The 11,492-nt window shown below is 39.2% G+C and carries 8 protein-coding genes; all 8 read right to left on the reverse strand.

Annotated features, from left to right (window positions below; all coding sequences use genetic code 11):
* Nucleotides 1-86: 86 nt before the first annotated feature.
* Complete coding sequence (locus Q2U82_RS09485; RefSeq protein WP_410004638.1) at nt 87-1,382, reverse strand: T9SS type A sorting domain-containing protein; 1,296 nt, start codon at nt 1,380-1,382, stop codon at nt 87-89.
* A 180-nt stretch (nt 1,383-1,562) separates the two neighbouring features.
* Complete coding sequence (locus tag Q2U82_RS09490) at nt 1,563-2,693, reverse strand: tetratricopeptide repeat protein (protein ID WP_410004639.1); 1,131 nt, start codon at nt 2,691-2,693, stop codon at nt 1,563-1,565.
* Between the two features lie 7 nt (nt 2,694-2,700).
* Nucleotides 2,701-4,215 (reverse strand): helix-turn-helix domain-containing protein, encoded by a 1,515-nt coding sequence (locus Q2U82_RS09495; protein ID WP_410004640.1) that lies wholly within the window; start codon nt 4,213-4,215, stop codon nt 2,701-2,703.
* 290 nt (nt 4,216-4,505) lie between these two features.
* Nucleotides 4,506-7,160: a YCF48-related protein gene (locus tag Q2U82_RS09500; RefSeq protein ID WP_410004641.1), complete on the reverse strand. Its 2,655-nt coding sequence runs from the start codon at nt 7,158-7,160 to the stop codon at nt 4,506-4,508.
* Nucleotides 7,161-7,350: 190 nt separating this feature from the next.
* A complete protein-coding gene (locus Q2U82_RS09505) occupies nt 7,351-8,481 on the reverse strand; it encodes a tetratricopeptide repeat protein (RefSeq protein ID WP_410004642.1) in 1,131 nt (376 codons plus the stop codon).
* Nucleotides 8,465-10,024 carry a helix-turn-helix domain-containing protein gene (locus Q2U82_RS09510; RefSeq protein WP_410004643.1) on the reverse strand — a complete coding sequence of 520 codons (1,560 nt, stop codon included), beginning with the start codon at nt 10,022-10,024 and terminating at the stop codon, nt 8,465-8,467. The genes Q2U82_RS09505 and Q2U82_RS09510 overlap by 17 nt, the downstream gene beginning before the upstream one ends.
* Nucleotides 10,025-10,170: 146 nt before the next feature.
* Entirely contained in the window at nt 10,171-10,824 is a 654-nt protein-coding gene (locus Q2U82_RS09515) for a DUF1579 domain-containing protein (protein ID WP_410004644.1), read from the reverse strand.
* A gap of 136 nt (nt 10,825-10,960) precedes the next feature.
* On the reverse strand, nt 10,961-11,437 hold the full coding sequence (locus Q2U82_RS09520; RefSeq protein WP_410004645.1) for a DUF4199 domain-containing protein: 477 nt from the start codon (nt 11,435-11,437) through the stop codon (nt 10,961-10,963).
* Between the last annotated feature and the right edge of the window lie 55 nt (nt 11,438-11,492).

Raw genomic sequence — 11,492 nt, forward strand, 5'->3', positions numbered from 1 at the left:
GTTTCATACTTTTCAATGAAAAAAAAACCCCTTTCCAAAAAATGAAAAGGGGCTAGCACGGTTGTGCTAAGAATTAGGGAGTCTGCTTATTGTTTCACCACTTTTAAATTTTCCACACTGCCATTGCTGGTTACCTTTACAAGGTAAACGCCGCTGGCCAAGCTTGAAAGATTCAATTCAGTTCGGGTCTCATTAAAGGTTACATTGGAAACCATTTGTCCCGTAACTGTATAAATACTTACAGCATCAATCGCTTCTTTTGAATTTAAATGAAGTGTGTTTTGAACCGGGTTTGGATAGAAGGACACTGTGTTTTGCGAAATATCCTGTGTGCCCAAAATTATACTATCGTCCAAATAAGCCATCCAACCTTCGGCGAATACTGGTGGGCCATTTACCCATCCCGCAACATAGTTTCCATTGTCAGATATTTTATAAGCGGTTCCCAATTTGCCATCGGCTGTGCCAATGGTTACCCCCAAATCTGAAAGAACATCTTTTAAAAATAGCGGTTGAGGCCCTAAATCGGGATGGTAGATAATCGCTTCCCTTACTTGAAAATCAACATCTTCATAGCCTATTACGATACCATTGTCTGAAATGCTCGTGAAAGTTCCGCCATTGCCTTCTGGGGTATCGAAGGTTGTAAACGTAGCGGTATTTGAATCATAAATAAAAGGCTGGCCATCAAAATCGCCAACCATTACATTGGCGCTGTTTATATCGACAATTGAATTCGTAATGAAAGTTGGTAGTTGACCATCAGGGATTAAAGTGATGTCGCCATCTTTATTGAAAAAAGCAGGGACCCTTAAAGTTCCCCCGCCATTTGGCTGATCTAACCAACCGCCCATAGTACCATCGTCGGTCACCGCATATCCGGTCAAGGTTTCGCCGTTAGGGTCAAAAACGTCAAATAGTTCTCCTGTATCGGTATCGTATAAAAAAGTACCAAAATCACAACAACCAATGGACATTTGGCCGGTTACATATTTGCTGTTTGGAGAAATGCCATAAGTCGTAAAACCTGATTCTGCCGGATTTGAAGCAGGAAACCAGCCAATTGGTGTCCATGTTCCATTCTTTTTGACCGCGGGCTGCATAATGCCATTTGGCTCATCAAAATACATTTGGCCCGAAACATCGCCATTGTTGTTTATGGATGTAAGACCCGTAGCTTCGGGTTCCATATCAGTGAGTACATTGGTTGCAAAATCGTAATATTGGCTCGTGGTAACGCCTTGGCCGTTATCATTCACGTCATTGAAGCGCGTGAACATTTCCGTTTGCAATTTGAATTCTACCTGAGCCTCCATAGAAGCTACTCCCATAAGTAGACTCAGCGCGAAGATGCTTTTTACTAAAAAGGTAATTTTTTTCATTGTTAATTGTTTTTAAATAGATTTAGTTTAGAAGTCCGAAAGTAATTTTTTAAACACTATGATGAAAGAAAGAGTCTTTCGGAATTCGGAATTCCTATAGAATTAAAATTTTAAAATTATGATAATCAGCTTGGTGTAAAATTTTGAAGAAAGCGGAGGTTTTGGCTTATTACTTAGAAACTAAAACTTCAATTCCTGTTTAAGGGATTTTAGCGTCTTTTCTGAAGAAGAAATTAAACGGATCAGAAATACAATCACAACGACTATGACGAATATGAGAAGGGCTCGAAACAAGATATTTTTATTTTGAAGGTCTTCGACTTTTTTGGAGTTTACTTCTATTATATTTTGAATGGAACTGTCAATGGTCTTCCGTTCAGTTTTAATTATTTCTTTATGGATGGATAGGTTTTTGTCGTGGTATAGGGAATAGTTTTTTAAGTCATTTTCGGCTAAATAATTTTCGGCCAATGCGCGATAAATGGATCTATTAAGAATTTTATCTCCCACTTCTTCTGAATTTTGAAGTGCTTCTTCGAGCAGGTCGATGGCCATAAGGTTGTTGCCCTTTAATGTATAAACCTCTGCAAGTCCTTTTTGGGCAAAAGCTATTAGGCTCTTGGCATTGTTTTTTTTGGCATAAGCTATTGCTTGCAGAAAACTGGCTTCCGCATCGTCTATTTTATTTGTAGTAATTAAGCAGTTTCCCTTATTGTAATAAGCAATACTCAGGTTTGAGTTTTTATTTACCTCGGGCGATATTTTCTGATAGGCTTCAATGGAGCGGTTAAAATAATCCAGAGCTGTCTCGCAACTCATCTGCTCTCTGTAAATAAACCCACGCACCAAATTGTTGAAACCCATGGCTTCCAATTTATTAGTGCTTTCCGGAAGTGACTCAAGTAATTTATAGGCTTCGTCCAAATAGGTCAAGGCTTTATCGTAAACATTCAATTCCTGGTACTGCCCGCCCACCCGGTTAAGGAGCCTTATTTTCAGTTTTATATTTTGGATTTTTGGCAGCATATCCATAGCATGGCGGGAATATTCCAACGACTTTTCGTATTCTCTTTTTGATGAATATGCCGTGGAAATGACAATGAGCGCACGCACTTTAATATCAGTTGTGGATTCGCTGTCATCAAATAACGCTTGTGCGGTTTCAATGGCCAGGTTCGGGTTTTCATAAATTTGGTTCGTTGCAAAATCAATAATGCTGTCTGCATTTTTTTGGGCCGAAAGCACTTGTGTGAAAAGAACAAAACTTCCGATCAAGAAATAGAAATTATATGTAATTATTCTTTTCATCATTAAAATACTAAGCCGCGGGGCTTTCTTGTTTGTTTTGCAATATGTTTATAAAGGTAGTGGGAGAAATTCCGGTGACTGATTTGAATACCGTGGCAAAAACACTATGCGACGAAAATCCGCTTTCTTTGGCCAAATAGCTTATTTTGTATTGTAAATATTGGGGGTCGTTCTTCAGCTTGTCCGTTATGTAATTAACCCGCAACTCGTTGATATAGGTATTAAAATTTTTTTGCTTGTGGGCGTTTATCAGTTCAGACAGGTATTTGGTATTGGTTTCAAACTGAAGTGCCATCCGCGAAAGCGAAATTTCCTTATTGATAAAATCCAATGAATTTTCAAACTCCTCCAATTTTACCAACAATTGTTCTTCTGTCTCTTTGGGAATGTTCAGGGTTTTAGAAGTATCAATTGCGGGCGGGGCGGGAGTTGTACTTGGTTCTTTCCTTTTTTCCAAATATCCTATAAATTTTCGGTACTGGTTTATCCGGGCTCGATACCTCAGTTTTGTGAATCCCCAAAACAGCAGTAGCAGCAACAGGATTCCGCCCAGAATAAACAGTTGCCATCTAGCATTGGCGCGAAACAAGGTGAATCTTTTTGTTTCATTACTGTTAAAAATATTATATGCCGTATTTACCGCATCATTTTCGGCATTGCCCACTGCGGTGCTTATTTCATCGGCTCTCTGATTGTAATTGTTGAACTCTTTTAAATTGTTGAGGGCCAAGTAATTTTCGGAAATAGCCTGGGCAACCTTGTATTGTTCGGGAAGATTGCTGAATTTTTGGGCAAGTAGCATCGCGGCGTTCAACGTGTCAATAGCTGTGGCATGTGCGTTCTTCAGAAAGAGAAACTCACCGTATTTGATAAGCGCTTTCATTTCCAGATAATTGCCGGATTTCTCTTTTTTGCTTTCGCGGAATGCACTTGAAAGATAGACTTCAGCAGAATCCAACTGAAATTTACGAAGGTAAATTTCGGCCAAATCGAGGTCAATATTTCCAATTTGAAAAGAATACTGCGAAGAAGTAATTTTTTTGAATTTGCTTTTTGCACTATAAAATTGGTCGGGGGCCGGAAGACTGTCCTTTTGGTTTTTTTCTAAACCATATTGAATAATCTTGCCCGTTACCCAATTTTGGGTATCGCTATCTGCTTTTAATGAGTTTTTAGCCTTATCGCTATATTTTACGGCAAGCGAATTAATTTCAAGGTCCTTGAGTAATTTTGCAAGGAGAATATTAAGCTGGATTTGTATGCCACGATCACTTTTCAATTCTTCCTCGGAAAATTTCATCCCAATTTTTAAGGCTTGGTTATATTTTCCCTCTATATAAAAACCGCGGGTGAGAAGATAGGCCGCCTGCAGCAATTCTGCCGGTTGGTCAGATTTTTCCGAAATGTATTCCGCAATACGGATTGCTTCCTGTGGGTCTGAATAGAGCACTTCTTCTGCCTGGGCCAAAAGACCTGAGATATTGCTTTCCTGTGATATGGAAACACCCGAAAGCAGCAGTAACACTATTGTACAAAACCGATACATGAAACGAAACTATTTTTACACGGTAAAAGTAGTTACTAAGCAGGGAAAGCAGACAATTATTTTTGCTAAAATAGCAAGTTGGCAGTTATTGGGACTGTATGGAAATAAGAAGCCCCTTTCCAAAAAATGAAAAGGGGCTTGCACATAATGTGCATAGAAAAAGGGGAGTAAAATATGGATTGTTTTTTTAAAACCGCCCCCTAATCCAAAACGAGGGCGGCTTATTCATAATCTAATTATTAACTATGAAAAAAATTACCTTTTTACTTTTAGTTTTTTACGATTTTGAAAGTTTCTGTTGCATTGTTTGCTGTTACCCTTGCAAAATAAATACCTGATGAAAGTGCAGCCATATCTATTTCGCCGTGCATACTGTTAAGGTCCTTGTTTAATAACTGCTGTCCGTTGATGTTGAAAATAACTACAGACGTAATTTCAGTTTTTGAAGTTATTTGCAAGACATCAGTTACAGGGTTTGGGTATAGTGCAACATGTTGCAACTGGTTGTCTTGCGTACCGAGAAGTTCGCAAGTTATCCCCAATTGAAAATTACCAGCTTTTGTGTCATCATAGCCTTCAATCATAATAATATAGGTGCTTGTTCCGTCAGATTCAAATGACAATTCGGGTTGATTAACACAAGAACTGTCGTTGAAAGCAATTTGGTTGGTCAATGTACAGTCACTATAAACCCTCACGGTAGTTGGAAAGTTGGTGTCAGGACCACAAGCATTTAGCGTAATGGTTTCTGCAGCTCCAGTTCCCGTGTATGAATAAAACACATCCGGTGAGGCATTTCCGCCAGAATTTGTAGCAAATATAGTAGAATTGGTAACCAAGTCGCCACAAGCCAATGGAATGGCATCGACGCAATCGTCGTTAGTGGGAACGCTTGGAAGTTGTACGCGATACGTAAACAAATCTCCCCAAGGGCCAATTGTAGGGTCATAGCCCCAACCTGTAATGTATTTTCCGTTGGAAGAAATAGAATTGGGAACCCATGCTGGGCTTGCAGTCATTGTATAACCCAAAGTTCCCGTTATAAAATCGTTAAAATCTTGTAAGCCGGCCGTTGGTGTCCAAATAAAGGGAACATTTGGATCAAAAGGGCCAATTTGAAAATATCCAATAACAATACTTCCGTCGTGGTTAATGCCTGTTACGTTGCCTGTACTTCCAGAAGATAAGGTTCCAAGGGACATATATCCAGTGGCTTCGCTCCAAATCCATGGTTCGCCATTGTTTGCATAGTCTCCACGGCCTCCAATCCAATTTCCATCTGCAGAGATAGCGCTGCACTCGCCCAATTGATTATATTCATCTGTTGGATCTCCGTTGGGGTCAACCAAGAGATATTCGTTTGGCAGCCAATTCCCGTTTGCATCTTTTCGCCATACAGCCGATTTCCAAGGGCCATTAAAATCCTGCCAACCTACAATTACATTTCCATCACCGCTTACGGCATTTGCCCTTGTGCTGCGGTTGATGTTTGTGTAAAGACTTCCCAAATCTACAAGTCCATCTGCGGCTGTCCAAGCGGTTGCGTGTACTGCCACTCCTGATTGTCCGGAAGTTGGTTCTACATAGGCACTGCCCACGACCGTATTGCCATCATCAGAAATATTATAGCCCGAGCTTAAATTGCCGTCCGCAGAATAATCAAAACTGCCAAGAACGGTCCATTCAGCGTTGGCGACATTGTACATAGATTGTATGGAAAAGATATTGGTTTCGGGTTCTTTTGTGAACAATACACCCTGTGAACCAATAATAAAGCCTCTGCCATTTGGAGTAAACACAACTTCATACAATGCTTCGTTAAAGGTAGATGTGCCTAGATTGTTAATGGGCCAGGTATCGCCACCGTCTTCAGAGGCAAAGATTACTTCTGGAGTGCCGACCATTGTAACGTGGTCTGCGTCAAGCCACGCTACATCCCGCCAAAGGGGTGTTGGGCTGTTGGCAACGGTAATCGTTTGCCAGTTAGTACCACCATCTGTTGTTTTAAGGACCACATCATCACCAACGGCAATACCAGTATTGGAGTCGTAAAATTCAATTCCCAAAAGGAGTCCTCCGCCAGAATGTACAGAGGTCCAAGTAAGGCCATTATCGATAGATTTTAGAATATCGCCTCCATTTGTAACCATGAAATAGATGTCTCCGTCAACATAGGTTAATTTGTAAGGAACCCCTGTTAGTCCAGAACCTTCTGTCCAAGTAGAGCCCCCATCGTTGGTGGTATATACGCCAACACCTGTATTGGTCTGTGCGGTAACAACGCCATTCCATTGATCCTTGAATTCGATACTTGTATAATACCAAACATCAGTGCCAGGGGTCTGGGTTGTCCAAGTATAGCCGCCATCGGTGGTTTTTGCGAAATAATTGCTCCACCCGCCAACGTAGCCAGTAGTTTGAGTAGGGAAACTCATAGCCTCAATACCTTGGTGTGCACCTGTCCATAGTTCGGTCCAAGTATCTCCACCATTATATGTAACTATTATTATTCCTGTACCATTATAGGTTGATGATTCACCAGCAGCAAAAGCCACAGAGCTTTGGTTTTCAGGAAATTCAATTCCCCTAAAAATATAATTGAAGCCTGTATTGGTTTTCACCCATTCGGTTGGGGCAGTGATCGTTTCATAAGATGTTCCGGAAAGCAGATTTCCATTACCAGAGAATCTTACAGCACCCCCAACTCCATTTCCAGGGGCAGCGCCGCCAATTTCTGTAAAATCATTGGTTTCTGGATTCCAAAGGGAATAAGGGCCTGATTGCTGTTCATATCCAGAAACAATACCGTTGTTGGAAACGCCTTGGGTTTCAAAAAAAGTAGGCTTCACCACAAATTGGGCCGAAGCACTTTCGATGCACAATCCAAATGCGCACACCATTAATAGAAGAATAATTTTTTTCATTGTAATAAAATTTTAATTGATTTTGTTTTATCTGAAGGCTAAAGTAGGTGGGTAAATACTATAATAAAAGGTGATACCTTTTGAAATTCGTGAATTTTAAAAGACTAAATCAAAATTAAAATACTATAAATCAACTATTTGTAGTGTGTATTGAAAATTTAGCTCGACAACGGAAGAAAGCGTTGAAAAACTAACTTTTTAACCTGTTTTCTAACTTTTTTAAATCCCTTTCCCAAACTATTACTGAGCGGATGAGTAAAAAAAGCGCAATTGTAATAATGATTATGAAGATGATTTGAAGGGGTCTGAAATAAGCTCGGAGCTGCTCAATTTCTTCCGCTTTGGTTTCAGTTAAAGAAATCAGGGATTGATTGATGGTTTTTCTTTCGGAAATTTTATTTGCCTTTTTTATCGCTACATATTTATTTTGATAAAGTATATAATTATCCCAATCGCCGAGAAAGAGGTAATTATTGGCAAGTCCTTCATAAATTTCACGGTTTAGAACAAGATCGCCCACCTTACTTGATATTGCAAGGGCATCGATGAGCAGCGATAGAGCTTCTTTGTAGTTTCCATTTTGGGTCTCGGTTTCGGCTAATCCTTTTTCCCCAAAGGCAATCAGGCTTTTGGCATCTATTGTTTTGGCGTGCTCAACGGATTTAAGGAAGCTTTCCTTTGCTTGTTCGGTCTTATTGAGTGATAACAAACAGTTTCCCTTGTTGTAATAAGATATACTCAGGTTAGCATTCATAATGGGTTGCTGTGCTATGGTCTTTTCATAAGCTATAATGGCACTGTCAAAGTATTTTAAGGCAATGTCGCAGTTTGTTTGTTTGCGGTAAATAAAGCCTCGTAAAATCGAATTATAACCCAGATATTTCTGAATTGAATCCGGTGTTGGATATTTTTCAATTAAAATAAGCGATTCATCAAGATATTCCAGGGATTTGTCATAAATCTGCAACTCTTGGTAATGTGCGCCAATCCGATTGAGGATGCTTATTTTAAGCAACTCATCATCTATCTTCGGGATAAGTTCGTTAATCTGAAAAATATATTCTGAGGCTTTTTCATAATCTCTCTTTGAAGAATATGCTACTGAAATGACTAGCAAGGAATTAATTTTGTTCCGAACGGTAATTTTTTGGTCGTTCAGAGCTTCTTGGGAAAGTGAGATAGCTTCTTCTGGGTTTTCGTACACCTGCTTATTGGCTATTTTCAAAATACTATCCACATCTTTTTGTGAATGCACCATTTGCACAAAGAAGAAAAATCCTGCCAAGAAAAACAGGGCGCTATGTTTATTCCACTTCTTCATAAACAGCTTTGGTTGATTTTTTTGAGCTTTTCAATAGATCGATAAAAACGGTTGGGGGAATTCCAGTAACTGCCTTAAAAACAGTGGCAAAACTACTGTGGGAAGAAAAACCGCTCTCTTCGGCCAAATAGCTTATTTTATATTGCAGATAGGTGCTATTGCTTTTTAGTTTGTCTATGATGTAATTGATTCGAAGTTCATTGATATAACTGTTGAAATTTTTTCCTTTATGGGAATTTATCACTTCCGAAAGGTATTTGGTGTTCGTTTCAAAATGTGCTGCCAGTGATGCCAAAGACATATCCTGTTTGGTAAACTGTTTTGATTTTTCAAACTGTGCCAATTTGCTTACCAACGCATCTTCCGTTTCCCGAGGAATGTTTAGGCCTTTTGAAATTTCTTTTATAGGAAGGGTTTCTGTGGGTTTTTGTCTGTTTTCAAAATAGGTTAAAAAACGATTGTATTGCCTGGCCCTGTTTCGGTAACGAAATCGAAGGAGAAGCCAGGTAAAAATAATTACAGCCAGAATTGCCGACAATACCAACAAGTTTCTCGTGAACATTTTCTTCAAACTGTCCCTTTTAGTTGTATTGTTTTCGTTTACATAATTGTAAATGGCATTTACTGCTTGGTCTTCCGTTGTTTCTATAGCATCGTCCAATTGTTGTGCTGTTTTTTTATACGAATAAAACTGCGGAGTGTCCTTTAGAGCCAAATAAACGGAAGATAGATTTTCTGAAATCTGGGATTGGTAATTTTTGTTTTGGAACTGTGTTGCAATTTGCAAGGCAGTGTGGTACGATTCAATAGATTTGGAGTAGTCCTGTTTCAGAAAATGTAATTCACCCAATTGGTTTAGCACCACCATTTTTAAGTAATTATTGGGGTATTCGTCCACTGTTTTTTCAAGGAGGGCCTTAAAATGTTTTTGCGAGGCATTTATGTTGTAAACCTTTGCATAAAGGGTTGCCATGGTTGCGTTGTTTTCGTTTGCCATGGTTTTATCGGGAATTTTCTCAAAAAAAGTATTTGCCAGATTAAAATTTTCCAAGGCTTGTTGCCAGTTGTCTTGTTCCATTTCTTTATATGCGGTTAACAGTGCCTTTCCGCCTTTAAGATAAAGAGAGATTGTTTCCGTGTTCGGGGTTGAGGCCAAAACACTTATATTCCCGTAATATCGCTCCGCCACTTTATTGAGGCCCAAATCATATAATAGAGGAATGGAGGCAACCGTCGCCTTTAATTGTAAAGGAATGGCTTCAATTGATTCTGCAATTATTTTTGCTTCAACCCCTGCTTTTACGGCATTTTCAAATTCGCCTTTTATATAATAGGCAGTAGTATTAAGCAGGTTTGCCTGGATTAGTTGGTTGGCGTTTTTTGAATTTTGCAGTACGTGGTTTGCTATTTTGATGGCTTCTTCGGGCTGGGTATATAGAACCGCTTCGGCATTCGCTAACATATCTTTATAATCGCTATCGTCCTGGGCAGAGGCAACTACACCAGCCAGGAACATCAAAAACATATAAAAAATAGAGCGCATGTTTTAACAAGGTATCAATGCCACAAGATACATAAAGTTAAATTTTCAGCAGAATTTAGAAATCTATTTTTAAATTAAAAAAACCCTGTTTGCACTCTGCAAACAAGGTTTCTTAAAATAATTTTATCGGATCGCTCTAAAAACTATTATCCTCTTTTCATCACAATTTCCATGTTTTTATATTCTCCACCCCCTTGAGCGGTCTCAAACATTTCCATTTTTCGGGTATTTTCATCTATTATGGTATACACTTGTTTCATCTGTTTTTCTTTCCCTGTCATAGGGTCGACCATCGTGCCTGTAAGTGTTGTGGATTTACTGGCCTCATCATATTTGCCTCGCATTACGGATAAACCAGTGCCCATATTGTCAATCCAAGTGGAAATGTATTCATTGGTGGCATTATCATAAGCCAAAGTGCCTCTTCCCTCAAAAGGCATTCCCATCATTTCGCCCGTAGTGGTACTAACTTGATAGCGCCCACCCATTATCATTTTTACTTCTTCGGTTGCAGTTGCTTTTTCTGGGGGCGCATCAGGTCCCATCCAAAAAGTGAGTTCATCATTCCATTTGCCTTCCTCGGCAGCCATTCTTTTGTGGGGCTCACCGGGCGTCATATATGCTTCCCATGCTTTTTGCATTGCCACGGAATCCATTGGTGCTTCCGGGGTTTCAGGTTCTTCCATTACTATGCTGTCCTTTACCATGGAATCTTCAGCTTCCATTGGTTCTTTCGTTTCATTTTTGCAGGAAACAAAACAAAGGGCAAGCGCTGCTGTTGCTAAAATTAGTTTTTTCATACGTGTTGATTTTTAAGGTTGATTTTAATAGCTAAGTTATGAAAAAAACCATTATGCAATAAGTATCCCGCTCATTATAAGCGGTTTAATTTCTTTGAACAAGTTTTAAAAGGAAATTTTTTCCGAAGAAATAGGTTTATTTTTTTCGCACAAAAATGGCAACAATTGCCGCAGTAGCAATGCCGAAACCCAAGGCCCCAAAAGCAGATTGCCACATGTAACTATTTATATTAAAATATTCGTTAGCCTTTGTGCGTGTCATTAAATCATTGGTAACGGAATATTCTATCACGTTGTTGAAATATTTCGGGGTTATGAATTCATGTGTAATATATTGGGCCAATGGTGAAAGCAACGCTACAAAAACACTCAGTATAACTCCTGAAATAAATCCCTGCAACCAGGTCATTTTGCCGCTGTAAACCCTTCTTCTTTTTTCGCGCATTTCCAGCAAATACATCAAAATTGCGAAGGGAGCAAAAAGAAGCGTCAGCCATTGGTGGTCTGCAATCCGTTCTTCATGCCAGCCTAAGGTTTTTTCGAGCAACATCCAGCAGAGAATAGCAATTGTGAATATTACGGCCCATTTAAGCTCTATGTATAATTTTTTCATCACTTTTTCTTTTTCAATTTCGATTAAAGATAGTTTTTTTAAGCATAAAAAATCC

It is taken from the genome of Aequorivita nionensis (genome assembly GCF_046352995.1).
Classification (GTDB): Bacteria; Bacteroidota; Bacteroidia; order Flavobacteriales; family Flavobacteriaceae; genus Aequorivita; species Aequorivita nionensis.

What these genes read in the sequence shown, in the direction of transcription:
- Q2U82_RS09505 (WP_410004642.1), bottom strand. Translation starts at nt 8,481, where the DNA reads ATGAAGAAGTGGAATAAACATAGCGCCCTGTTTTTCTTGGCAGGATTT.
- Q2U82_RS09490 (WP_410004639.1), bottom strand. Translation starts at nt 2,693, where the DNA reads ATGATGAAAAGAATAATTACATATAATTTCTATTTCTTGATCGGAAGT.
- Q2U82_RS09520 (WP_410004645.1), bottom strand. Translation starts at nt 11,437, where the DNA reads ATGAAAAAATTATACATAGAGCTTAAATGGGCCGTAATATTCACAATT.
- Q2U82_RS09485 (WP_410004638.1), bottom strand. Translation starts at nt 1,382, where the DNA reads ATGAAAAAAATTACCTTTTTAGTAAAAAGCATCTTCGCGCTGAGTCTA.
- Q2U82_RS09515 (WP_410004644.1), bottom strand. Translation starts at nt 10,824, where the DNA reads ATGAAAAAACTAATTTTAGCAACAGCAGCGCTTGCCCTTTGTTTTGTT.
- Q2U82_RS09500 (WP_410004641.1), bottom strand. Translation starts at nt 7,160, where the DNA reads ATGAAAAAAATTATTCTTCTATTAATGGTGTGCGCATTTGGATTGTGC.
- Q2U82_RS09510 (WP_410004643.1), bottom strand. Translation starts at nt 10,024, where the DNA reads ATGCGCTCTATTTTTTATATGTTTTTGATGTTCCTGGCTGGTGTAGTT.